The sequence below is a fragment of the Flavobacterium sediminis genome (assembly GCF_003148385.1).
In the GTDB taxonomy this organism is placed as follows: domain Bacteria; phylum Bacteroidota; class Bacteroidia; order Flavobacteriales; family Flavobacteriaceae; genus Flavobacterium; species Flavobacterium sediminis.
On the sequence record NZ_CP029463.1, the window covers coordinates 149,469 to 173,375 of the forward strand.

Genomic DNA, 23,907 nt, shown 5'->3' on the forward strand with positions numbered 1-23,907 from the left:
TTTATTGATTTATTAGTAATTTATATACAACCACCCTTTAAGGTATAAGGAAGCATCTCCGAAAACATCAATACTGTAAAAGTAAGAGCCCACCGGTACTAAGTCTCCCGTTCCGTTTCTATGGCCGTCCCAATCGTTTTGATAATTTACCGTATGGAACACCGCTACCCCATTCCTGTCAAAAACTTCAATCTTTGCTTGAGGATAATTGGTGATATTTTCAATTACCCAAGTATCGTTCTGACCGTCATTATTAGGCGATAAACCTAAAATAGGGGTAATATCAGGGTTTTGCTCAGCATCACAAGGATCAGCTATATGGTCCATATCCCTATCCGGTCCCGTAAAGCTAACGGTTGCATGTGCCTGGCTACTGTTACCGCTTGCATCTGTTAGGGTTAGTGTCACCATTTCAGCTTCGTCAAGTCCCGGACAGTTAAAAGAACTCATATCCAAAGACATACTTACGATACCACAATTATCATAACTTCCGTTATCGATCATTTCAGGCGTAATAAAAGCACTCCCTGAATTGTCTAATTGTACGGTAATATCTTGTGTTATCACTACCGGATCAATAGTGTCTTCAACCGTTACCAAAGCAGTAGTACTATCGCTATTGCCCACACCGTCAGTAACGGTCAGAACTACAGTGACCGGTGTCCCTATATCCGAGCAATCAAAAGAAGTTCTATCCAGTTGCCAAGAAGCAATAGTACAGTTATCGCTACTTCCGTTGTCGATCATTGCCGGTGTAAGGGTTGCATTGCCGGAAGCATCTAAAGAAACCGTAATATCCTGAGCAATAGCAACAGGACTTTCAACATCAGTCACTGTTACTACTTGCGTACAAGTTGCCGTGTTCCCTGCTCCGTCCGTAGCTGTCCAGGTTACAGTAGTGGTTCCGATCGGAAAAGCCGTCGGTGCATCATTGGTTACTGTTGGGGTACCGCAATTATCCGTGGCTGTAGCCGTTCCTATGGATGCTGTAGCCGTACATTGACCCGCAGCTGCATTGAGCGTAATCGCTCCCGGACATGTAATTACCGGATCTTCGGCATCGGTCACGGTTACTACTTGCGTACAAGTTGCCGTGTTCCCTGCTCCGTCCGTAGCCGTCCAGGTTACAGTAGTGGTTCCGATTGGAAAAGCCGTCGGTGCATCATTGGTTACTGTTGGGCTACCGCAATTATCCGTAGCTGTAGCGGTTCCTATGGATGCTGTAGCTGTACATTGACCCGCATTTGCATTGAGTGTGATCGCTCCCGGACACGTGATCACAGGGTCTTCGGCATCGGTCACGGTTACCAGTTGCGTACAAGTTGCCGTGTTCCCTGCTCCGTCCGTAGCTGTCCAAGTAACGGTAGTGGTTCCGATCGGAAAAGCCGTTGGTGCATCATTGGTTACTGTTGGGCTACCGCAATTATCCGTAGCTGTAGCGGTTCCTATGGATGCTGTAGCTGTACATTGACCCGCATTTGCATTGAGTGTGATCGCTCCCGGACATGTAATTACCGGATCTTCAGCATCGGTCACGGTTACTACTTGCGTACAAGTTGCCGTGTTCCCTGCTCCGTCCGTAGCTGTCCAGGTTACAGTAGTGGTTCCTATCGGAAAAGCCGTCGGTGCATCATTGGTTACTGTTGGGGTACCGCAATTATCCGTGGCTGTAGCCGTTCCTATGGATGCTGTAGCCGTACATTGACCTGCAGCTGCATTGAGTGTAATTGCTCCCGGACATGTAATTACCGGATCTTCAACATCGGTCACTGTTACTACTTGCGTACAAGTTGCCGTGTTCCCTGCTCCGTCCGTAGCTGTCCAGGTTACAGTAGTGGTTCCGATCGGAAAAGCCGTCGGTGCATCATTGGTTACTGTTGGGGTACCACAATTATCCGTGGCTGTAGCGGTTCCTATGGATGCTGTAGCCGTACATTGACCTGCAGCTGCATTGAGTGTAATCGCCCCCGGACATGTAATTACCGGATCTTCAGCATCGGTCACGGTTACTATCTGTGTACAGTTACTTATATTCCCCTGCCCGTCATCTATGGTCCAGTTCACTGTTGTGTCCCCTATAGGATAAGTCCCTGATGCATTGTTCGTTCCTGTATAATCATTTACCGCTGAGGCTCCGCATGTAATGGTACCATTCGTCCAAACTGTCGAACTGTCCATATTATTCAAAGTACAATCATAACCGTTTCCGGTTGCATCAGCTGCGGTAAGGCTTCCGCTTGTTTCATCAAAATGATAATAAGCTATTAATCCGGTGCTTGTTTCAGGTATACAAGTATTCATTGAGCCTACAATCTCCGAATTACTTCTTAAGGTATCCCATATCCGGAATTCATCTATTTTTCCGTTAAAAACCTGCATCCCGTCACTTCGGCTACCTATCGTCATCCGATTGTTAGTTCCTAATGAACTTGAACCTCCTGAAATAGAAGGTGCAAGTGTTCCGTTTATCAGTACTTGAATAGCCTTTGTGGAAGCCACCCAGCGAAATGCAATATGTGTCCACTGATTTAGGGAAACTACTGTTTGCGTGTTTGTACTATAAACAGTAGAATTGTCTCGTACAAAAACATATACTACACCGGAGGAATTGATTAAGATCGTCATAAAATTGAATTGATCGTATTGTGCAAAAAACACACGTCTTGAAGATCCGTGAGACGACGGATTAACCCAGGTCTCTACTGTAAAATCAGTCGTTCCTATAGCAGCAAATGCTGTAGGCAGCGTGGCTGACAGATAATCGTTTGTTCCGTCAAAGGCAATTGCATTACCCGAAACATCATAATCCGGAAGTACAACATTTGCCTGACATTGCCCCGCATCGTTATTCACCGTCACATTCCCGGGACAGGCTAAGTTTATCAAATTATAATTTTCCGCTCGGTCATGGATTTGCGAAGCGGTTGCATGAGTACTCATAGCGGGATGGGATTTGGTTTGAGCAACTACCATTACCTCCATAAGTGACACAAGGGTATACAACAATATTTTAATTTTCATGATTGGTTTTAAGTTTATCAATTAGTCTCATAATAAAATTTAAGTACGACTATTCCTTATCAGGTAATCTGCGGAATGGCCTTACTTTTCAAAAAACGTCAGACGTTAAAAGGAGCTGTTCTCTCGTAAAAGAGTTCCTATTCGGATCGTCCTACGGATCAAAAAACACCCCGAGCCGGTTGGCGGACTGCTCTTAACTCAACTTCGTGTTGCCACCTTATAAGTACAGGCAGGTCATACAGGATACTACGCAAACTATTTCTCATCATAAATAGGATTTAATTTCAACTACAAGATTAAGACAATCAGGAATGCTAAAACATACGTGGAACGTGCAAATATTACGTAGGGTACTTAGTTAATTGTAACTTGAAAAATCCGGAAAAAATACATTCTCCATTTTTGCTATAACTTTTGTGGCAAAATTTTTGTTTGGAAAAAATGTGAAAATATTTCGTTCAAAAAATTTGTCAAATTATGAAAGATAGATCAAGCTTAAGCGGAACATTAGGGTTATCCCAACATGAGATAGCTTTGCTTTTAGGGATCAGCAGAAGTCAATGGTCAATGTTTGTGAGCGGAAAACGTAATTTACCTTTAACTGCTAAAAAAAAGCTTATGGCTATTCTTATTTATCTGCAACAGCTAAAAGAGAAGGATATCTTCAATACCAAAAAATTATTGCAGACAGATCAAAGGAAGAATGGAGAATTAGTATTACAGCGAAAGTTAGAGAGACTAAGATACGAACAACTGCTTCTGGAAAAGAAAATAGCGGTATCGGAACAAAAACGGGCTAAAAATCTGGCTGCTTTGCACGTTATCCGATTTTTAGAAATGCAGAAAAAGGATCCTGCCTCTTTATTAAAGAATATTCGGGACAAAGTGGAACGCAATCTGGCAACAGAAAATATCCGACGACTTGATCGCTTGCGGCTTAGATTGGAAGCAGTGATAACGTTGCAGAATATTATTCAGGGGAAGATGTAATAAAACCGTTTGCTGAATTAATGAGTATACTATATCAAAAAGTCCCGGAAGTTTCCGGGACTTTTTTAACTTAACCAAATACATGACTTTTCAATAAAAAAATCTGATCGTTTTATACTGTATACAGTTCGTTACATCGCATTAGCGCAATCCATCAATTGTCCGTAAGGCATTTGTCCGTGTATGATTCCGCCAAATTGAGAACTTCCGTAACCGCTTCCGTTGTATTCCTGTTTGATCAAAAATCCTTGTAACATACAATCTTTGTTTTTGTTCTTTTCGGTAAAGGATCCTTTTATCCAACGGTATAAAATATGCCCTGTATATTTATTCTTAACAATAGACCAGTCGCTAGATTCTATGTTCAGTTTTAACAATTGAGCACCGTCTCTAGCTATTGTTTCTTTTACTTTGGCTATGGCAAAGTTTTTCAACTCGCTATTTCCATTCATGGTTCCGGCTTTAGGCATTTTTATACTCGCCATACTTGCTTTTGCGGCTTTGTCGTAATTGGCTTTTAAAGTAGCTTCAAACTCTTTTACAATCGGTTTGGCTTTTTCTAACCATTCCAAATGAAATTGTTGGTCACCTTTTCCCACGATATTCATAATGGTAATATCGTCTTGATCCATATACGAAGGAACATTAAAAGCATGTCCTCCTTGATGCGAACCTGCATAGATGACAAATACATCTTCTGCTATCAGCATTCCTCTGGTTAAAACCGGCATTCCGGTTCCTAATTCCATAGTTTGAGATCTGTCAGCTCCTATTTTGGTAACATAAGAACCTGAAACCAATTCGTACCCGATATAACCATCCGGCGACATCATTTCTAATTCGGGAGTGGTCAAAAATCGCAGCCAGGCATACTCTGTATCTTGCTTAGGCAAAATATCGACATTATCTCCCCTATCGGTCATTTGTCGTCGTAATTTAACCTGGTCTACCGCATAGCTGTTAACTCCTGAAGACATCCCGAATGTATAGGAAAGATACAAGAAGCCTTCATCAGAATCAGCAGTATTAACGATAGCGTTTGACTTAGATTCTTTTGCTTTTTTCTCCAGGTATTTCTGATAGTACAAATCTTGCTTTGCTTGATCATTCGGATACTTTTTCTCTAATTCTTTTTTAAATTCTTCATCTGAATATTCTGCAGTAGAACGCTCTGCCATTCCTGCATTTGAAGACGAATCAGAACCGGACGAAGATGTTGTAGTATCCGCTGAATTTATTTTTTTCTCAACGGCTTTTTTTGCCTTGTCTTTTAACATCTTTCCAAATTGTGCCTGACCGGTCAATGAAGCAAGAGAAAAAAATAAAATGCTATAAAAAACTTTCATTTTTAAGGTTTTAAATTAGTCTATCGGACTAAATGTAAGATTTCCGTTGTAATACATTTCAAAAGGAAGCGCCGGAGTATCTGTTGATTCTCCTGAAACGTTAATTGTAGCACTATCACCATTTTTAGCAATAGATAGACTAAATGTATCTAACACATAGTTTTCCGGAGCCGGAGCTCTACCATTACCTAAATTGTCAAAATCATATAATGGAAAAAAAACAATATATACATCATCTGTTTGTGTGTAATTTCCGGAAAAATCTTGCGTCGGATGACTATCCATTTCTATTACAGCTAAACTACCTTGACCTGTAAACTCGTCATTTACCTCATCATAAGTAATTCCTTCCGAATAAATAAATAGTATAGATTCATAAGTACCATCATTATTTGTGTCAGTATAGTATAGACTAGTTTTTAAACTATAGCTTTCATCGTTAAGCTTAGCGTAGTTTTCTTTAGTGTTATCATCATCCTTATTACAAGAAGTAAACGATAGACTTGATAAAATTAAGAATGCGAATAGAATTACTTTTTTCATGTTATGATATTTAAAATTTATTTTTTAATGATTTTTTGAACACCTACCCCGTTTTCTGAGTAAATTTTAACCAAATAAAGCCCTGCATTTAAAGAAGATATATTTACTTGAGTTTGATTCGTTTCCATAACTTTTGCTCCTGTTAAGTTATAAACCTCAACTTTTTCGATTGCCTCATTAGCATCTATTGTAAAGAGATCTGTTACCGGATTAGGATACAGTTTGAAATCGTTTGTAGAAAAACTTGAACTACTTAATGTTGCATTGTATTCATAAGCACCTAAATCAATTGTGGTGTTTACAATTCTTGGGTTTCCTGAAGCATCTAACGTTCCGAATAAACCTGAGTTATAAAATGAATTAGTTCCTTGATCTATAACTGCTGTAGAAGTTGACGTAGGTTTATATTCAGCATCTAAATTAGGATTTGCTGTACTGATATTAAAAGCATCTGCATCAATATTAGATGTATAAGGATAAATTGTAGGTGCAATACAATTATCAATATCTAAATCTCCGTAAATACCTTCTGAAATTTTAGAATTATCAAAAACATTATCACTAACTATAGATGAATTGTAGTAATTATTATAAAAAATAGAGTTATAAACATCTACAACATTTTCCAATGAACCAGATGAACTGATATTGATTAAATGTTTAATTGTTGATGTTGAATAATCATTAGTGTTGTTTACAAATGTTGAATTTACAATTGTTGTGTTCATATTTGAAGTTCCTGTTTCTCTGAACCAAATAGCTCCAAAGTCAGAATTAAACTGATTATCACTAAACTCAAAATTCACAAAATTAAAATCGATAGGCGTATTACTACTTGAACTTTGGAACAAACAAATTCCGTTATTAACTAAATTGTCTTTGATGGCAACATTAATAAACTCAATAGTATCCGTAAAATACCTGTAATCCATTAATAAACCACTCGCAGCATAATTGTTTCTAATGATACTGTTTTTTAGCGTAAAATATGATGTGTTGCCTGTTACTGAGAAATAAATAATAGGATTACTACCACTAGGTTTATGAGCGTTTTCAAAAATAAAACCATCAATGGTTACTGAATTTGTATTAACCATCATTAATTGTGCTAAATTATCAGCCTTGTTTGAAGAAAAATCTCCTACAATATCATCGCCATTAACATCCCCTGAAATAATGGTAGCATTTGTCGTGTAAATCAACGACATATCTCTGTCATTTTCATCAGTTTCCGTACCATCAAAACCTCCGAAAATTTGAACAGAATCATCAGTTACCGTGAACCCTCCGGCTGTTGGGTAATACGTTCCTGCTTTTACAAATACTTTTCCTCCAGGTGTTAGACTCATAGAGTTTAAAGCATCATATAAAGAGTTATAAGCATCTGCCCAGCTTGTTCCATCATTATTACCTGTTGCACTTGCATCTACAAAAATATCTCCTGCCGGGGTTGGTGTTGATGAATTCGCAATATCTCCAGGTCCGTGAAACATCGCTGTATTTGAATGTTGAATAGCTCCTAAACCAATGATCGTTCCGCTAGAATACGTTCTTCCGTTTTGGAAACAATCGGTCGCTGGATAATTAGTTAAATCATAACCTGCTCCCATAGTTCCGTTTTGACGATAGGCTGCTAAGGGTTCAAAATTTCCTGCAGTAATATCTACAAAAGGACTTGTAGATAAATAAACAGAGTTTGGCACATCATAAACGGGTAATGAAAAATCTCTGGCATTTGTATTACCTGCAACAATCCCAGCAGTTGAATAAGATGTACTACCCACATACTCATTTGTTCCGATGTTATTGTAATACATGTTATTATACCAAAAACCTTGAACATTCCCGTTTACTCGCTCTAAGCGAATACAACTTGCAACAGAGCCGCCTGTTACGCCATTGCCTTCTTGATTTAACGCCAATGTATTATTAGAAAATCTAACTTTTAAAGTATGATAATTAACAGAAATTAAACGCGCCACACTACCTGAATAACCTGCATTTTCTACTTTATTAGCAATAAACAAGTTATTAGCAATGAAAATTTCATCGTCATCTTGAAGCGTTCTATATTCAAAAGCATACCCAACTTGCGACACATTTTCATCTACAATACTATTGAGCAAAGAAAAAGTTTTAATTGGACTTGAACTACTTCCTCCAAATATATTAGCCCAAATATCAAAAGCTGGTCTTGTAGACGCATAATTTCTAGAAAAACGACAATTTATAAGTGTTATTTCATTTTGCGTATAGTTAGCTGAACTTGGGTGACTGTACAAAGCGCTTCCGCCGTAAGCCTTCACAAAATTGATACGATCAATAACAATGCTCTCATTTACATGATTTAAAGTTGCACCACCAAGAGTTGTTGGTTCAATTTGTAAAATACGTGTTGCATTATCACTTTTATTAGCCGAACTAGCACTTGGCACTTCATTTAAATCATCTCCGTTGATATCTCCGGATAAATACACCGGATGTAACCAAGGGTCAACATTACGATCAGCTTTTGTGTTTTCTGTTCCCACAAAACCACCGTAGATATTAACTCCATACTGATTTAAAAAAGGTGTAGTAGCATTAATTGGTTTATAAGTTCCTTCGGCTACCCAAATTTCAGCACCGGCAATATTTGTATTGGTTAACGCATCGTGCAAAGAGTTGTAGGCATTAGCCCAACTGGTTCCGTCATTGTTTCCGGTAGCATCGGTATCAACATACACTACGGTTTGCGCCTTTAGACTAAAAACGAATAAACTAAGCGCTAAAAGTAAAATTTTCTTCATTTGTGTTTCTTTTTATTACAACAACAAAGAAAATTCATTACGTAAAGTCAGCATTTTGTTATCTTATAAAGACTGCTGATTTACTTCTGAAACTGCTCGTTTTATTGCTAAAGGATTTTACCAAAAAGTATCTTTGATAACTGCCATAAATTCGTCTTTTTTAGATTTAGCGATCGGTATTGTTTTTTTGTTCTCGAGGATCAGGTAATCACCGTCGCTCTTAACAAGTTCTTTAACGTACATCAGGTTGACCAGAAAGCTTCGGTGGCATTTAAAAAAGATAGGTTTATTCTCTAATTGGTCACTAAAGAACTTCAAAGGTTTGCTGACCAGTTTGGTCTCATCGGTTTTTAAATGCACTTTGGTATACATGCCGTCTGCTTCAAAATATACAATATCGTCTAAGTTCATGAACAGGATTCCTTTGGGTACATCGAGTGCTATTTTAGTAACCGCAATTTGTTCTAAAGCTTCTTTTAAACTTTCAAGCTTCGTGCCTAGCTCATTTTTTTCAATTTCGGCAATAGCTTTTTGGGTAGCTTTAATAAGCTCCTGCTCATCAATAGGCTTCAACAAATAATCCAAAGCATTCAGCTTGAACGCATCAACTGCATATTGATGATACGCTGTGGTAAAGATGATCTTAAAGTTCATTGCTTCAGTATCAAAATAATTGATGATCTCTAAACCGCTTTCGCCGGGCATCTGAATATCGAGATACACTATATCTATCTTTTCTTTTTTCAAAAGAGCAACTCCTTCTTCTAAATTGGACGCTTCAAAAAAAGAATCAAACTGCGCAAAGTTCTCTTTTACAAAGGTTTTTATTAAGCTTCTCGCGCTCTTCTCGTCATCTATTATAATGCAATTCATTTTAGTAATTGGATATTTGTATAATTACGGTTGTTCCTGTCGGACGACTGAATTCATCGTGTTTATCGACTATGGTAACCGAAATGTTTTTATTGTAATTCTTATTCAGTAATTCCACTCGCTTAGCAGTGGCTTTGGTGGCAAAGGACTTGTATTTGTTCTCTTTATTTTGGGTGGCCTGTCGCCCTACTCCGTTATCATCGATCATGATTTCGAAAAAAGAATCTTTTTCCTGAAAACTGACCTTTATCTTTTTTAGTCCTTTTTTATTGCTCAATCCGTGTTTTATGGCATTCTCTATAAATGGCTGTAACAATAAAGATGGTATTTTGAGATCAGAGCCTAACAAATTTTTATCGTACAGTATTTCGTATTCAAAATCGGTCTCAAATCGTATCTTTTCAAGGAACAAGTATAGCTCTAAAGTTTCTATTTCTTCTTTTAAAAAGATTTCACTTACCTGACTGTGTTCCAGATACAAACGCATTAAACGGGAGAACTTAACCAGATAGGAACTGGCTAATTTTCGTTCGTTGTGAACAATATAATCCTGTATAGAATTCATTGCGTTAAAGATAAAATGAGGGTTCATTTGGGAACGCAAATTTTCTAATTGCAATGCGGTTATCTTTTTATCCACGAGTAATTGTGAGATCTCCCGGTTCTTTTTTTCGATTTTTATTTTGTTGGAAATCGTTACGATCCCATATAAAATTAAGACTAGCAGTACACTTATCATAAAAACAAAACCTTTGGTTTTCCAGAAAGGTTCATTGACAACCACTTCAATGGAAACTATTTTATTATTGGTCCGGGCTACTTCATCAATATAGAATGGAAAAACTTCAAAGACATAATTTCCGGGCGGAATGGATAAGTATTTTACGGAGCGCTCTGCCTCTTCAATTTCCCGCCACGTATTGTCGTAATTTTTCAGTCGGTATTTGTACGATATATTTTCTGCATTATTAAAAGCATTGGTATTAAATGAAAATTTAATATTGTTCTTTTCGTGTGTTAATTCAATTTTTTTACTAATATCAATTTCCTTATCTAAAACGGTCACTGCTGTAAAATATGCATCAGGAATTTTTGTTTTTTTTGTACTTAAAAGTTCCTTTTTTATAGAAAATATTTCTTTATTACTGGTGTAAATGATCTTATCCTTAAAAACTTCCAGAGAAACTATAGAACCGCTGATACCACTGTTCCGTGTATTGTAAAGGGTTTCCTTGAATTTGTCACTCCGATCGATCATTAGCAACCCTTTTTCAGAAACTATCCAAAGTTCATTCTTATAGGCTTTTAGGAATTTAATTTCTTTAGGTTCAAAATCTTTAAAGCGATAATTAAAAACTTCATTGTTTTTTAAGTAGTATAGCTTGTTCTGAACTCCGGAAAACCAAATGGTACCGTCATCCGTTTCTGCGATCGAAGTAGCGTTAAATATCTCATTCTTAAATTGCAATAGCTTTTTTTTGCCACTGCTAAACTTATATACACCACTGGCTGTCGCTATAAAAAAGTCTTGAGTTGTTTTACTGACATGGGCTGTATACGCCCGGGAATCATCTACTGTATCTTCCTGAATACGGTTGTACTTTTCGGTATATAAAACCGATTTGTTATACGTTAAATACAATACTTTATCGCCGACAACCTGAATATCTTTGGCTACATTGAACAGTGAAGTTTTTTGAAACGTATGTTTTTTAAGATCATATATAAAGCTCTCGTTATTATTTACACCGATGTAAACAATATCTTTCTTCGGATCCACTTCTATGGCTGAAAGAATATTCTTTGTCGGTACTTTCAAAACTTTGGTAATGCCTTTTATTACATCAAAAAACAGCAAATAACCTGAATCCGTGTAAAAAATAAGTTCTCGGTCATTTTTAGCTTTAGAGCCAACAATATATCCATAGCTTTCATAATTAAAATTATTAGAAAGCAGGTTGATATTGGGCACTACTTTTATTCCGTCTTTTAGCGTTGCAAACCAATAGTTGTCTTCTGAATCTTTAAAAAGATGGCTTACTTTATTCTCTTTAAAAAAAGTATTTCTGTAAACAAAAGAATCTTCTTTATACTCGTATACCTGTGTTCCGTTGTACGTAAATACAAAAACCTTATGATCCACTACCTTTACATTGATCAACCGCTCAAAAGCTATATCTTCGGGACTATTGATCTTTAAATGACCGGAATCGGTAATCTTAAAGAATTGTCCTTTTGATCTGTTTTCAGCAAATAAAAAACAAGTTGTATCTAAAACAAAGAAAACAGGTTTTGAAGAGGAGTTCTCTATTTCTAATTGCGATAGTTGTGTGATCTTATCCGTAGAAAAATCAATTGTAAAGATTCGGCTTTCATTGTCAATAAAATATCCTTTTTCTCCCGTATAACAAGACGTTAATACTTTTGCGTCACTTATTTTCCGGATGGTCTCTGCATCTGATCTGTAAATTCCTTTAGACGAAAACAAATAAACGATATCTTCGCCTTTAACAATAAACTGACTCAACCCTCCTTTCAGAACGGAATTGAAATCCTTATAGAACTGAATACTATCGTTCTTTACATAAAAAAACTGTCCGTACAGGTTGTTGAACCATAACTTTCCTTTTTTATCGATTTGAAGATTGAAAACAGTATTTCCTTTTTGTTCCTCGTTTCTTACTTTTTCAAACTTTCTGCCATCATATTTTAAAAGACCATTCTCAGAAGATATCCATTTTGTTCCGTTCGGAGTCTCAATGATGTCATAAAACTCATTACTATATTTATTTAACTCATCGCCAAAGTCAAAAACAACCGGATTTTGAGCCGAACCATAAACGCAGAAAAATATAAATAGTATTCTGATGTAAACATTCATATTCGGTAAAAATACAAATAATAGAAGAATGGCAGATTTTAACTTCTGAAATGAAGTCAAAAACTTCTAAATGAATTAACTTTACCGTTCTATTCCTGATTTGAAATGAAAGATCTGTTCAGACAACTGGGGGAATCTCCCAAAACCAAACAAAAAGAACAATTCAATACTTTTTCCAATTATGCCAACGGAAAGTTTCAGAATATCACAACAACTCCGGCACTCCGGGAAGGTGAAAGCATGCTAAAGGTATTATGGGAATTCTTTAAAAAACATCCGGAAACCGAACCGAAATTTCCGATTCCTTCCGTTCGTACCGATCTGAAAGCAATTTCTAAAAACGACGAGGTTTTGGTGTGGTTCGGTCACAGTTCGTATTTCTTTCAGACACATGGAAAAACCTTTTTGGTCGATCCGGTTTTCAGTGGTAATGCTTCGCCCATCCCCGGCTCAGTAAAAGCTTTTAAAGGTGCTGATGATTACAATGCGGAAGATATGCCGGATATTGATTTTCTACTTATTTCACATGATCATTGGGATCATTTAGATTATCATACGATTCAAAAATTGCAAACCAAAGTAAGCACTGTGATCTGCGGAATGGGTGTTAAACAGCATTTTGAATACTGGGGCTGGGATCGTAATATGATACATGAAAAAAATTGGTACGAATCTGTTAATCTCGAAAACGGATTTTCCATAACCTTAACTCCGGCACGTCATTTTTCAGGGAGGTTATTCACACGGAATATCTCTTTATGGACCTCTTTTGTATTGGAAACACCTTCTCAAAAACTATTCTTAGGTGGCGACAGTGGCTACGGTCCGCATTTTGATGAGATCGGAGCACAATTCGGTCCTTTTGATCTGGCAATTCTCGAATGCGGACAGTATAACGAAAAATGGCCATACATTCATTCCCTTCCGGAAGAGATCATAACGGAAACCAAAGCCTTAAAAGCTCAGTTCGTTTTACCGGTTCATCATTCCAAATTCAAGTTGGCGCAACACCCTTGGTACGAACCGCTGCAACGGATTACTGAATTAGCCGAAAAAGAAAACTATCCGGTTATTACACCAAAGATAGGCGAAAAGGTAATTTTGGATCAATTGAGTACCGTTTGGGAAAAATGGTGGGAACAACTACTATAATCCACACAATAACAATAACTTAACACTATTGTCATACCCTATAAATTCTACTCAAAAATAAAAACAGGTATTTCTGCCTGTACTCATCTTGTAGCGATTTTCTACTTTTACTATTGAGTATTAGTACCGATACGTACTGCTTACTTTAGTCACTGTTATTACCTAAACCGATTTGTGTAACCTTTTACATCATGTAAAACTTTACCTGAGATACAACTCTTAAAACTCAATATTATGACAATGACTAAATTTGACACTCCGGCGTATCAGGGAGAAAAAGATTTCCAAAACCAACCTGATAAACTAAAAGAACAATTTTTAGCTTCCTGGAGCAATTATGTTAACTATTGCACCATTAATTCTCAAATGGGAAATCCCTGGACCAGCCTTTACGACCATCCCAGAAGTTGGTATTACGACCCGCTGGTAACTCCTGTTATTCCGGCTTCCAGTAATACCGTTCCGATCCAATGGACTGCCTTTCCGAATCGGATCAATCATTATTTCCAAGGGCTTTTCAGTCATACTTTCGGAGAAGATGCTACTGATAAACTTCATGAACTGGCCGATATAGGTCCGGATGCTTTTAGTCAAAAATACAATATCACTCTTGATGTTCCCGCTAATCCATGCGATCCGAACAATACTCAAACAAAATCCTTTGGTCCCAAAGGACCGAGAGGCTGGCAGGACGAATACTGCGAATGGTCAGTAACACGTGATGAGAACGGCAACATCACAGCGGTTGACTTTACGCATGAAAATCCTGAATATTGGTTCCATTTATGGCGTGTATCTCCCGATCTGGTATTGTCTCTGTACCAAGAGATCTTAAGCCAACCAAATATTAAACTGGAAGATCTTTACCTGTATGATGCCAACAATAATCCGGTGATCGTACGCGAAACCGGAAAACCGGCCTATAATCCTATCAACAAATGGAACAGCGGTTCGGCTACCACAGGTTTAAGCGGTGGTGCTATTCACCTTACCAGTCCGCCGAATTCTTTAGGTGCGGAAATTTATCTGGGGCTGCTGCCACTATTTTGAGACAAGTGAACGGAACCATTCTCAAAGATGCCAACCAACTTATCTGTGCTTCTCAATACGGACAAATTTACCGCAATAGTGATCCGCGTATCGGGCAATCGGTAAATTTATTGGTACAAGATCATGATCTATTGATCACGCTTACTAACCCTATTGCTTTATACGGGCAAAAACCCGACCTAAGTATGTTTGAAATGCCTGCCAATGCTAATAAAACAATTCAAGATTGTTATACGATCGTCAGAGGATTAGAAAATAATTCCGGTAAGGCTTATTACCCGAACAATATGATCTTACATTCCCGCTTTTTTGTACCGGAAGGTGCTAACTTTACACTAAGCGATATTAAAATAAACGGAGTGCCTATGAAATGGGGTTCTCAAATTGCAGATACATTTCAGGTACAATTAGCCGGAACCGGTATACCGGCAAGCAGTGGCCAGAAACCTGAAATATTTCCTCCGGTAGCCGATGCTCCTGTTCTTTTACCTAATATCCAGTACGTTTTAGATTATGACGTTTTATCGGCTAGCTTATACAATAAGCTCAATTCGCTCTCTAACCTGACTTCCTGCATTACTCAGGTAGAAGTAGGTAAAACAACAGATAATATTGCCATTCTTACTTATAATGCCACAAAAAACACGCAATTTGATTTTGGTCCCGGTATTACAACAACGATCAATTCGTATCAGGATTTGGGAAACAATGGACAGTTATTTGTTGTAAGCCTGGAAGTGGACAGTTCTGCTTCAACTGGACAAAAACCACTGGCTTTGTACAATACCTCAACTGATCCGAAATATCCTATTGCCGGAGTATTAGAAGTGGTTCCTGCCGGAACTTTACCTACACTAAGTACTAAAAAGAATGCTACGGCTCTTTCAGAAGCGCAAGTTGAACACTTAAAAGCTATTCTGTAATATGAGAAAAACACTATTATGGGGATTGAGTTTGCTTCTCTTACTAACCTCATGTAAAAAAGAGAAAAATACGGAAGAAATGACCGAAGTGGCTGCAACACAAGAAATAGAACAGGAAACTATAGATTGCGGTGCTTTCTGTAATCCTCCGGAAGTTTCCTATGTGCTGCCGGAAGATGCCTGTAACCTGAGTTCACAAAAGACGATGAACTGTTTTGCCTGGAGTAGCTTTTTAGCCCTTAACTGGAAAGCGGGCGGACAAGGAGTTCCGGATAGTACAGCAACGGCTTCGACCTATGGAACACCCGGCGATTTCAGTCCGACAGTATGGGAAAGCTGTCCAAGTGTTGATGCTATTTTTTCGGCACAAGGAAAAAGCTTAAAAGCATTGAACCCGCTAACGTCAATTAAACGTATCCATAAGCTAAGTAAGATCGGTTTGTTACTGAATAAAGTAAACAAAAAATCGCTCAAAGCATCTAAAGACAGTAAACTTGAAGAGATCTTTCAGGCAAAAGGGACCTGGCTTACCGATCAGGGAGGAAATCTGGTATGGTATGAGGTACTTGTTGATATGACTGAAGCCGATTTTATCAATGCAAACCAATTGTATACAATGGCTAACTTGAAAAATTATGCTTCCCAACACAATGGTGTTTGGCTGCCGACAGGTTCAATTGAGTTTAAAGCCGCCTGGAAAGTAGTTCCTGAAAAAGAGGTAGATTCTGTACAGAAGTATTATAAAATGTCTCAGGCTCTAGTTCCTACTGTAACCGGTTTTGACGCTAATAATCAGCCTATTTACGGAAAATATACACAGCAATACCTTGCGTTGGTAGGTTTGCATATTATTCGTAAAACGTCTTTAGCTTCACAATTCGTCTGGATGACATTTGAACATGTACATAATGCACCAACAGCCGGTCAGGTTGACAATTCTGTGAATTATAGCTTTTTTAACCCAAACAGTACGGCTATTCCTAACCAATCGCCTGTGCCGAATAAAGATAGCCTTTCTACTCCTGTACAAGTAGTACGGATCGCTAATAATGCCTTAACTACCGATATTCAAACATTAAATGCTCAGGTACAAGATCTGATTCGCCAAAGCAATCCGCAATCGGTATGGCAATATTATCAACTGGTTAATGTGCAATGGCCTCAGAACCCGGTACAGGACGGAAACAACAATAAACAGATCCCGCTGCAAATGGGAGGTATAACTCCTTCCAATATTGCTAATACAACTATGGAAACCTACGCTCAAAGTACGCAATGTATGTCGTGCCATCAATACGGCAGCATTAACGGTACACAATACCCTACCGACTATAGTTTTGTGTTCTTACAGGTAAAACAGTAGAATACAGGCTATAATTAAAGCAGGCCATAATAGAGGTTTATATTAACTCCTATTAAAAAAGGTTGTCTTCTATTGAGACAACCTTTTTATTTTAGTCATTATCTCCGTAAAATTTTATTGTATTACAACTTTTTCTCCTAAAAACTTGGGTTTTACATTAAATAGAAAATCGATAAAAACTTTATCTCTTGCTAAAAACTCCCTTAACTGTGTCTTAAATCCTGCATAAGCATTCACGTCTTTTGCATTAAAAGCAATAGCTTTTATTCCGTAATGTTCCGCAATATAAACGGCTCTTTCGTTGTGAAATTGCTGAGACACAATAATGATCTGATCCTGACCGAATATCTCTTTGCACCTTACGACGGAATCCAATGTTCTAAAGCCTGCAAAATCCAAATAGATCCGTTCTTCCGGAACACCTCTGTTCATCAGTTCCTGCTTCATATCTTCCGGTTCGTTATAATCTGCACGACTGTTGTCGCCACTTATGATCACATTTTTGATCTTTCCTGCTTGATACAAGGCTACAACAGCTTCAATTCTATTAAAGAAATAAGCATTGGGTTGACCACTTTTTAGTGTTTTACCGGTTCCCAATAACAGGGCTGTTTGTGTCTCCGGAACTTCCGAAACAGAACCATACACTTTAGGAGCTGCCTCCCTTTGAATCGTTTTATAGGCTACTACAGTACAAATTACAAATAGTAAGACTAAAAAGCCTAAATATCGTTTTTTTGCTTTGATCTTTTTTCCGAACATCGATCGTTTATTTAATAAGTCTACAAATTAACCTAATTTTTGTCTATTTGTAAACCAATGAGTACCTTTATTCGCTCAATTGATAAAATATTTTGTATGTCAAAAGCGATCCAAGACTTATATCCTGATAATTTAGCCCATTGCTACGGCTGCGGTAAAAATAACCCTGATGGCTATCAGCTTAAAACCTATTTAGTAGGTGATGAAACTATAGCTCATTTTACACCGGAAGAAAAATATACTTCTATTCCGGGAAATGTTTACGGCGGTTTGATCGCTTCGCTCTTAGATTGTCACGGCACCGGATCGGCTGCTGCTTTTGCCTGTCAGGCAGAAGGCATTTCTTTAGAAGAAGCTCCTATACCGGTTCGTTGTGTAACAGCTTCCTTAAAAGTTGATTTCAAAGCATTGACTCCTATGGGTGTTGAATTAGAACTGAAAGGTAAACTCCGAAGTATAGAAGGAAGAAAGATCTGGGTCGATATGACGCTGAGTGCCAACGGTACGGTTTGTGCCACAGGAGAAATTCTGGCAATCCGGTTAAAGGATTAGTAATACAACCGGAATCCCAGACTTTTGCACAAGGCATAACGCTGTCGGAATAATTCTTCCACTAATTCCGTAACCTCGTCGTATTCCTGATACAGTGCGAAGAACAAATTGTCCAGCACCGTACTCAATACAGGAACGGCATTACCATAGCCGGAAATGGCTTTGGCTCCGGTTACGTCTAAGAAATATTGGAAGGATTCTTCTTCCAGGTCTAATTGCATGGTGTTGGCAAAATGGACGATCTTTCCGGTGAGCTTTCCCTCGAAAAATTCGGCGATCTCTTCCAGTGTATAATAGTAATGGTCTAACGTAATTTGGTTGCCTCTTCCTTCGAACACGAGATACAAAATAGAATAGTCTTTAAAATGGCGGTCTTCGTATAACAGAGTGCTTAAACTTTCTTCTAATCCTTCTAAACTGTCGCACGTCTTATAGACATTGGTTACTCCGTAATGTGACGCTAGATTTTCTAACGAAGGTAAAATTAAACTTTTATTAGGTACTGAAATATCGGCAACGCCTTCGAGGCAATAGAGGTAGTGGTTGTCGTTCATAAAAAACTTCTCAGGAAATTAATTGGCTGTCCAAACATACATAAAACATTTGTTTTTTACTATTCCAATTGGATTTCCTCTTCTTTTTTAACAATGATCTCAGGAGAGCCTTTGTATAGTTTTACTTTTCCCGTTACACATATTTCCTTATTCTTGAGAAAAGTTTCCGGAACATAGCTAAAATTCGTCAAATTCTGAGCAAAGATAACTACAGTAAAAGTTTGTTCCGGATAGGGTTTACCGAAATTCAACATGATCGTGTTGTTCTTTGTTTTAAATGTCCCTGCACTTTTGCACATATTGTTACGGTTTGCCCTTCGTATTGAATTACACTATCAAGCAGGATTACATTTTGTTCTTGGAAGTTTAGCCCTATTACAAATACGATCAAACAATATATTTTTGTCATATTACTTATAATCAACTTCTTTTTCTTTTAATACTAATTTATAGCTAATTTTAATAGTGCCTTTCTACAGATTATTCATCTCTCATTTTTAGTTATTTCTAAAGCCCTTAAGTTTATAAATAATTTCAATGCCTGAAAGAAAAGAAATATATCGCCAATTTTCAGGAAACTTTACAGCTAATTCATGAGCCTCTTGATTTCTCTGTTCGCGTAAAAGATTTGAAAAATTATATTCATTTTGATCAATCCAATTGAAATTTAATGCGCCTTGTAACATTTTAAAAAGCTGTGGACACGATTTGGTATCACTAGCTTTACCTTCTGCAATATATTTATCTTTCAATAAGTTTTCAATAACTTTAGTAAGTTTAGCAATAGCTGTTTCTTCCTGACCTCCTTCTATTAATTCTGTTATTGATTTCAATTCAATTGCAACGGCATCATTTATACCTTCATAATTTTTTCTTAACTCTACTAATTGTCTTTTTATTTCTTCAGTAAAACTACTTTGGTGCTTAGTATAATCATTTAATAATTTTAGATAACTTGTCTGACTTTTTTGTAAAGCTGAGGTTAGCTGACTTACCTTGTTCTTTTCATTTATTGCCCATACAAACCCTCCCAATGCTAAACATCCCAACAAAAAATTCATTCCACTATCATTATTAGTATTATCTTCCATCTGATATTTATTTTGATTTCTTACTATATTTTCGCTTTAACCCCAAACCTAACAAAACCCTACAAATCTTACAATACCTAATTTTAGGTATTTTTAATACACTTTTTAGCAAAAATTAAAAATACTAACATTTATTTTTACGGTTTCCCATAATTCCCAATAAAAAAGGCTGCCTTTCGGCAACCTTTTAATTATTACAATGGAAACTATTGGACTTTCTCACAAAACGCATTCTTCACCATACGGGCAACAACCAAGCGATGAAAAGGTTGGATCACCTTCATATACCATTTCCCTTTTGCATTGTTAAAATGAACCAAAGTGGTGACTTTGATATTATACTGATTAGCATAATCATTTGTCACAACAGCTCTAAAGTTCAGATGCGAATCGTCGGCACCCAATATAACCTCATTTGCTGTAATGGAAAATATCTTAAAGAATTTGATGTAACCTCCCACCTCAAACCGGGTATGGTAACCGGAAGGTAGATCGGATCGCAAACCGATCAGTTGTACCAGCTTGTTCCTGATCTTAAAAAGTGCATCCACCCATCGGGAAGAAGAATTGAAAATGAGCCGGGTGATCTCTTCCATTGAATGAAAATGGTTGGTGGTAGAAAACGTATCGTAAAAATCAATGGTTGCCAAAAGTTCCTGCATAGCGAGTGTTGGTCTGATTTTTTCTTCTTTTACTTTTCTCATGGTATTCATCTTAGTTTAAAATCAAGCGCATAAAGCCTTTTACTTTGTCGGTCAGCAACAGTTTGCGGCAATCGTTTCATTAGAAAATTTCTTAGACTGCAAGCCCAACTTTTCTCTAATTGTGCCATTTTACCTAATGCCCAACTGGTTCTTACAACATAATGTGCTTTGGCTATTCTTTGTTGGCGGTATTTTTCAAAAGCCAAACTAATATCTTGCTCTGAGGCTAAACACTCTGCCAAAACATAAGCGCTTTCTACTGCCTGACAGGCACCTTGTCCCAGATTAGGTGTTGTGGCATGAGCTGCATCGCCTAACAGTACTATGTTTCCTTTGTACCAGATATCTATAGGTTTTAAATCCCTGATCTCATTACAGATTATGGCTTCTTCCGGTGTTTCCCCAAGGATCTGCTGTACTACCTGCGGATAATTTTTAAATAAAGATAATCCATTTTCAGATAAATTGTTTCGTTTATCTTTACGAATCAAAGCAAACCAATAGACCTCATCTGAACTAATGGGTACAAAACCAAAACGACTGCCAACTCCCCAAATCTCGTTCAATTCCTTTTGAAAAGCTTCTGCAAGTGTCGCTTTAGAAATACCTCTCCAACAAATTTGTCCGGCATCGCGGCTTTTGACTTCGGGAACAACTGCTTCACGTACTACCGATCTTATTCCGTCGGCACCGATCACAATCGCGGCAGTATGTGTTGTGCCGTCTTCGAACACTAATTCTACCTGTTCCCCTTTTTGGCAAAGCGAACGCAGTTTTTTATTCAGATAGACCGGTGTGTCTCCCAATTCGTCCAACAAAATACTATGCAGTCTGGCTCGATATATGGCCACTGCCCTGACTGAATAAAGGGCTGCTAATTCTTTAATCGGAGAAGATGCCAACAGATCCAACTTCAGATCTCTGACATTCATTGCCTTTAAGGAATGTCCGCTTTGTTCTATCTTTTCCGAAATTCCCAGATGTTTAAAGAGCTGCATAGCATTTAATGCCAGATTAATTCCGGAGCCGGCTTCAGTGAATTGTGGGGTATGCTCGAAGATCTCAACTTCAAATCCTTTCCGGCGCAAAGCAATTGCGGTAGTCAGACCTCCGATACCCGCTCCTATGATCGTTATTTTATTCATGATTTATTTTTTAGGTCAAATGTACTAAAAAATATTTTTTTAGGTCATATTTACTATTTTTTATATTTTTGACTCATGGATAAGATAAAAACCAAAGACAAGATTGTAATAACAGCTTTGAACCTTTTTAATCAAAAAGGCTTATCACAGGTTACTTTAAGAACGATCGCTCAGGAAATGGGAATAAGTCAGGGTAATCTGAACTACCATTTTAAAAAAAGAGAAGAAATTATAGAGACTTTATACTTCCAACTGGTTGAATCTATTGATAAAGGAATTGCCGAACATGAGGAAGAAAACAATTTGCAGTCTTTCTTCCAGGTTTTTCAGGTCATTATGGATAGTTTTTATACGTATCGTTTCTTTTTACTGGATTTTGTTCAGATCATGAGAGAGCATAAAAAGATCAAAGTACATTATGCCCAACTAAATGCTATTCGTACCGAACAATTCCAGACCTTATTTGCAACTTTGATAGCTAACGACATCATTAGAAAAGAGGAATTGCCACACGAATACGAATATTTATACAAGCGATTGCAGATCTTAATTGATTTCTGGATCTCCGGTAGCGCCATAGCTAAAGAAAGACTTTCTAAAAAAACTATTTCCTATTATTATGAGGTGATCGGTCAATCGCTCTATCCTTACTTAACACCCAAAGGAAAAACAGAATATCTCTTAGCGATGAAAATAAAAAAGGCCTAACAACATATATATTGTTAAGCCCTTTTCGTCCTATGAAAAATTAAAATCTTATAATGCAGCTTTTAATACTGTTGCTAAAGGCGTTGTAGGTCTGCCAATTAATTTTGACAATTCTTTGCTATCGTCAAATAAATCTCCTTTTTCGGTTCCAACGTGTGTTCCTGCTAAAAATTGGGCTATTCCTTCCGGTAAACCAACGCTTACTAAAACTTTAGCATAGTCGTCAACCGGTAAATTTTGATATTTTACTTCTTTTCCGGCCACTTCTGATAGTGTTTTAGCAAAATCAGCTAAAGTATAGGTTTCATCACCTGCTAATTCGTATGTTTTACCTTCATGACCTTCTGTTACCAAAACTGCTACATCAGCATCCGCAAAATCAGCTCTTGAAGCCGAAGAAATTTTTCCTTCACCAGCACTACCATATAATGTTCCGTGAGCAACCACATCACTTAAACCGCCCACATAGTTTTCAGTATACCAACCGTGACGTAAAATAACATACGGAATCCCGGATGTTTTTAATAGCTTTTCAGTTTCTAAATGCTCTCCGGCTAATACTAATGATGAAGTATCAGTGTGCAATAAGCTAGTATACGCTATTAATTTTACACCCGCTTCTTTAGCGGCTTCAATAACATTAGCATGTTGCTCTACTCGTTTTCCGATTTCACTTCCTGAAATCAATAATAGTTTATCAATTCCTTTTAAAGATTCTGCTAAAGTTTCCGGTTGGTTGTAATCAAAAACTCTGGCTTCTACTCCTAAATCAGCAGCTTTTTTAGGATCTCTAACCAATGCTACGATAGTTGCACCTGTGTTTCTCTCTTTTAATTTTTGAACTACTAAATGTCCTAATTGACCTGTAGCTCCTGTGATTCCTATTGTCATAACTTAAATTTTTAAAATGATTAATTGCTAACTAAAAGTTTTTTACTTACTTTTGGTAACCAAAGGTACTTATAAAAAACAATTCAAACAAGAAGTTACCTCAAAATCAACTACTTACCCACAAGTTAGTAATACTAATTTTCAAGCAGTTATGGAAGAAAAAAATAAAAATAAATTTTCAAATGTAGAAGATTGCCCTATCCGAAACATCATTGATCGTATAGGAGACAAATGGTCTGTACTCGTTTTATTGGTTTTAGAAGAAAAAGGCACTTTACGCTTTAATGAAATCCATAAAACCATAGAGTCTATCTCTCAAAAAATGTTGGCAGTTACCTTAAAAACATTAGAAGCAGATGGCCTAGTAAAACGTACGGTTTATCCGCAAATACCGCCTAAAGTAGAATACGAACTTACCGAAAGGGGAAACTCTCTGTTGCCACATTTACACGGTTTAGTAACCTGGGCCAAAGGAAATATGGAAGCTATTCAAGTCTCAAGGCATGAATTTGTGGTCAACCAGTAGTCATTTGTAACTTTTTATACATCTTTGCTACTTATCAGTACAT

The 23,907-nt window shown here is 37.3% G+C and carries 21 protein-coding genes; 8 read left to right on the forward strand and 13 right to left on the reverse strand.

From position 1 onward, the window contains the following. Positions 1–12: 12 nt before the first annotated feature. Positions 13–3,021, reverse strand: coding sequence for an HYR domain-containing protein (locus tag DI487_RS00720; protein WP_109567945.1), 3,009 nt, complete (start codon positions 3,019–3,021; stop codon positions 13–15). A gap of 477 nt (positions 3,022–3,498) precedes the next feature. On the opposite strand from DI487_RS00720, the gene DI487_RS00725 reads away from it, so the two are divergent. After that, positions 3,499–4,011, forward strand: a complete 513-nt coding sequence (locus DI487_RS00725) for a helix-turn-helix domain-containing protein (RefSeq protein ID WP_109567946.1) — start codon at positions 3,499–3,501, stop codon at positions 4,009–4,011. 131 nt (positions 4,012–4,142) lie between these two features. Here the strand turns inward: DI487_RS00725 and DI487_RS00730 are convergent, their stop codons facing one another. The 5 genes from DI487_RS00730 to DI487_RS00750 all read right to left on the reverse strand — a co-directional run bounded on the left by DI487_RS00730 (position 4,143) and on the right by DI487_RS00750 (position 12,443). Beyond that, a complete protein-coding gene (locus DI487_RS00730; RefSeq protein ID WP_109567947.1) occupies positions 4,143–5,357 on the reverse strand; it encodes a hypothetical protein in 1,215 nt (404 codons plus the stop codon). Positions 5,358–5,372: 15 nt separating this feature from the next. Then, positions 5,373–5,900: a hypothetical protein gene (locus DI487_RS00735; RefSeq protein ID WP_109567948.1), complete on the reverse strand. Its 528-nt coding sequence runs from the start codon at positions 5,898–5,900 to the stop codon at positions 5,373–5,375. Between the two features lie 17 nt (positions 5,901–5,917). Continuing rightward, complete coding sequence (locus DI487_RS00740; RefSeq protein ID WP_109567949.1) at positions 5,918–8,689, reverse strand: T9SS type A sorting domain-containing protein; 2,772 nt, start codon at positions 8,687–8,689, stop codon at positions 5,918–5,920. A gap of 117 nt (positions 8,690–8,806) precedes the next feature. Further along, a complete protein-coding gene (locus DI487_RS00745; protein ID WP_109567950.1) occupies positions 8,807–9,562 on the reverse strand; it encodes a LytR/AlgR family response regulator transcription factor in 756 nt (251 codons plus the stop codon). Between the two features lies 1 nt (position 9,563). Continuing rightward, on the reverse strand, positions 9,564–12,443 hold the full coding sequence (locus DI487_RS00750; protein ID WP_109567951.1) for a sensor histidine kinase: 2,880 nt from the start codon (positions 12,441–12,443) through the stop codon (positions 9,564–9,566). A 105-nt stretch (positions 12,444–12,548) separates the two neighbouring features. Between DI487_RS00750 and DI487_RS00755 the strand changes: the two genes are divergently transcribed. The 4 genes from DI487_RS00755 (at position 12,549) to DI487_RS00770 (ending at position 16,931) form a co-directional block, all read left to right on the forward strand. Continuing rightward, complete coding sequence (locus DI487_RS00755) at positions 12,549–13,595, forward strand: MBL fold metallo-hydrolase (RefSeq protein ID WP_109567952.1); 1,047 nt, start codon at positions 12,549–12,551, stop codon at positions 13,593–13,595. Between the two features lie 234 nt (positions 13,596–13,829). Next, on the forward strand, positions 13,830–14,645 hold the full coding sequence (locus DI487_RS00760; protein WP_109567953.1) for a hypothetical protein: 816 nt from the start codon (positions 13,830–13,832) through the stop codon (positions 14,643–14,645). A 5-nt stretch (positions 14,646–14,650) separates the two neighbouring features. Beyond that, the gene (locus DI487_RS00765) at positions 14,651–15,568 is read left to right on the forward strand and encodes a hypothetical protein (RefSeq protein ID WP_146193345.1); all 918 of its coding nucleotides are present in this window, start codon (positions 14,651–14,653) and stop codon (positions 15,566–15,568) included. A gap of 1 nt (position 15,569) precedes the next feature. After that, positions 15,570–16,931: a hypothetical protein gene (locus DI487_RS00770; RefSeq protein ID WP_109567955.1), complete on the forward strand. Its 1,362-nt coding sequence runs from the start codon at positions 15,570–15,572 to the stop codon at positions 16,929–16,931. Between the two features lie 114 nt (positions 16,932–17,045). Here DI487_RS00770 and DI487_RS00775 read toward each other — a convergent pair whose 3' ends face one another. Further along, positions 17,046–17,693, reverse strand: a complete 648-nt coding sequence (locus DI487_RS00775) for a SanA/YdcF family protein (RefSeq protein ID WP_109567956.1) — start codon at positions 17,691–17,693, stop codon at positions 17,046–17,048. A 96-nt stretch (positions 17,694–17,789) separates the two neighbouring features. Between DI487_RS00775 and DI487_RS00780 the strand changes: the two genes are divergently transcribed. Continuing rightward, positions 17,790–18,245, forward strand: coding sequence for a PaaI family thioesterase (locus tag DI487_RS00780; protein WP_109567957.1), 456 nt, complete (start codon positions 17,790–17,792; stop codon positions 18,243–18,245). Here the strand turns inward: DI487_RS00780 and DI487_RS00785 are convergent. The 5 genes from DI487_RS00785 to DI487_RS00805 form a co-directional block, all read right to left on the reverse strand. Further along, the gene (locus tag DI487_RS00785; protein WP_109567958.1) at positions 18,242–18,799 is read right to left on the reverse strand and encodes a DUF6642 family protein; all 558 of its coding nucleotides are present in this window, start codon (positions 18,797–18,799) and stop codon (positions 18,242–18,244) included. The genes DI487_RS00780 and DI487_RS00785 overlap by 4 nt on opposite strands. Positions 18,800–18,858: 59 nt before the next feature. Then, positions 18,859–19,098 carry a hypothetical protein gene (locus DI487_RS00790; RefSeq protein WP_146193346.1) on the reverse strand — a complete coding sequence of 80 codons (240 nt, stop codon included), beginning with the start codon at positions 19,096–19,098 and terminating at the stop codon, positions 18,859–18,861. A 198-nt stretch (positions 19,099–19,296) separates the two neighbouring features. Beyond that, positions 19,297–19,890 carry a hypothetical protein gene (locus tag DI487_RS00795; RefSeq protein WP_109567960.1) on the reverse strand — a complete coding sequence of 198 codons (594 nt, stop codon included), beginning with the start codon at positions 19,888–19,890 and terminating at the stop codon, positions 19,297–19,299. 206 nt (positions 19,891–20,096) lie between these two features. Continuing rightward, complete coding sequence (locus DI487_RS00800; protein ID WP_170108151.1) at positions 20,097–20,594, reverse strand: DUF2867 domain-containing protein; 498 nt, start codon at positions 20,592–20,594, stop codon at positions 20,097–20,099. A gap of 5 nt (positions 20,595–20,599) precedes the next feature. Continuing rightward, positions 20,600–21,739 carry an FAD-dependent monooxygenase gene (locus tag DI487_RS00805; protein WP_109567962.1) on the reverse strand — a complete coding sequence of 380 codons (1,140 nt, stop codon included), beginning with the start codon at positions 21,737–21,739 and terminating at the stop codon, positions 20,600–20,602. Positions 21,740–21,814: 75 nt separating this feature from the next. Here DI487_RS00805 and DI487_RS00810 point away from each other — a divergent pair, with 75 nt between their 5' ends. Further along, positions 21,815–22,447 carry a TetR/AcrR family transcriptional regulator gene (locus DI487_RS00810; protein WP_109567963.1) on the forward strand — a complete coding sequence of 211 codons (633 nt, stop codon included), beginning with the start codon at positions 21,815–21,817 and terminating at the stop codon, positions 22,445–22,447. Between the two features lie 48 nt (positions 22,448–22,495). On the opposite strand, the gene DI487_RS00815 is transcribed toward DI487_RS00810, so the two are convergent. Continuing rightward, entirely contained in the window at positions 22,496–23,338 is an 843-nt protein-coding gene (locus tag DI487_RS00815) for an SDR family oxidoreductase (protein ID WP_109567964.1), read from the reverse strand. A gap of 52 nt (positions 23,339–23,390) precedes the next feature. Here DI487_RS00815 and DI487_RS00820 point away from each other — a divergent pair, with 52 nt between their 5' ends. Beyond that, positions 23,391–23,864 carry a winged helix-turn-helix transcriptional regulator gene (locus DI487_RS00820; protein WP_245896470.1) on the forward strand — a complete coding sequence of 158 codons (474 nt, stop codon included), beginning with the start codon at positions 23,391–23,393 and terminating at the stop codon, positions 23,862–23,864. The last annotated feature ends 43 nt before the right edge of the window (positions 23,865–23,907 follow it).

Bases quoted from the DNA above. Each gene is read 5' to 3' on its own strand.
- DI487_RS00800 (WP_170108151.1), bottom strand. From the start codon at position 20,594: ATGAGAAAAGTAAAAGAAGAAAAAATCAGACCAACACTCGCTATGCAG.
- DI487_RS00785 (WP_109567958.1), bottom strand. From the start codon at position 18,799: ATGAACGACAACCACTACCTCTATTGCCTCGAAGGCGTTGCCGATATT.
- DI487_RS00805 (WP_109567962.1), bottom strand. From the start codon at position 21,739: ATGAATAAAATAACGATCATAGGAGCGGGTATCGGAGGTCTGACTACC.
- DI487_RS00755 (WP_109567952.1), top strand. From the start codon at position 12,549: ATGAAAGATCTGTTCAGACAACTGGGGGAATCTCCCAAAACCAAACAA.
- DI487_RS00815 (WP_109567964.1), bottom strand. From the start codon at position 23,338: ATGACAATAGGAATCACAGGAGCTACAGGTCAATTAGGACATTTAGTA.
- DI487_RS00720 (WP_109567945.1), bottom strand. From the start codon at position 3,021: ATGAAAATTAAAATATTGTTGTATACCCTTGTGTCACTTATGGAGGTA.
- DI487_RS00760 (WP_109567953.1), top strand. From the start codon at position 13,830: ATGACAATGACTAAATTTGACACTCCGGCGTATCAGGGAGAAAAAGAT.
- DI487_RS00795 (WP_109567960.1), bottom strand. From the start codon at position 19,890: ATGGAAGATAATACTAATAATGATAGTGGAATGAATTTTTTGTTGGGA.
- DI487_RS00725 (WP_109567946.1), top strand. From the start codon at position 3,499: ATGAAAGATAGATCAAGCTTAAGCGGAACATTAGGGTTATCCCAACAT.
- DI487_RS00790 (WP_146193346.1), bottom strand. From the start codon at position 19,098: ATGTGCAAAAGTGCAGGGACATTTAAAACAAAGAACAACACGATCATG.
- DI487_RS00745 (WP_109567950.1), bottom strand. From the start codon at position 9,562: ATGAATTGCATTATAATAGATGACGAGAAGAGCGCGAGAAGCTTAATA.
- DI487_RS00730 (WP_109567947.1), bottom strand. From the start codon at position 5,357: ATGAAAGTTTTTTATAGCATTTTATTTTTTTCTCTTGCTTCATTGACC.
- DI487_RS00780 (WP_109567957.1), top strand. From the start codon at position 17,790: ATGTCAAAAGCGATCCAAGACTTATATCCTGATAATTTAGCCCATTGC.
- DI487_RS00735 (WP_109567948.1), bottom strand. From the start codon at position 5,900: ATGAAAAAAGTAATTCTATTCGCATTCTTAATTTTATCAAGTCTATCG.
- DI487_RS00810 (WP_109567963.1), top strand. From the start codon at position 21,815: ATGGATAAGATAAAAACCAAAGACAAGATTGTAATAACAGCTTTGAAC.
- DI487_RS00740 (WP_109567949.1), bottom strand. From the start codon at position 8,689: ATGAAGAAAATTTTACTTTTAGCGCTTAGTTTATTCGTTTTTAGTCTA.
- DI487_RS00770 (WP_109567955.1), top strand. From the start codon at position 15,570: ATGAGAAAAACACTATTATGGGGATTGAGTTTGCTTCTCTTACTAACC.
- DI487_RS00775 (WP_109567956.1), bottom strand. From the start codon at position 17,693: ATGTTCGGAAAAAAGATCAAAGCAAAAAAACGATATTTAGGCTTTTTA.
- DI487_RS00750 (WP_109567951.1), bottom strand. From the start codon at position 12,443: ATGAATGTTTACATCAGAATACTATTTATATTTTTCTGCGTTTATGGT.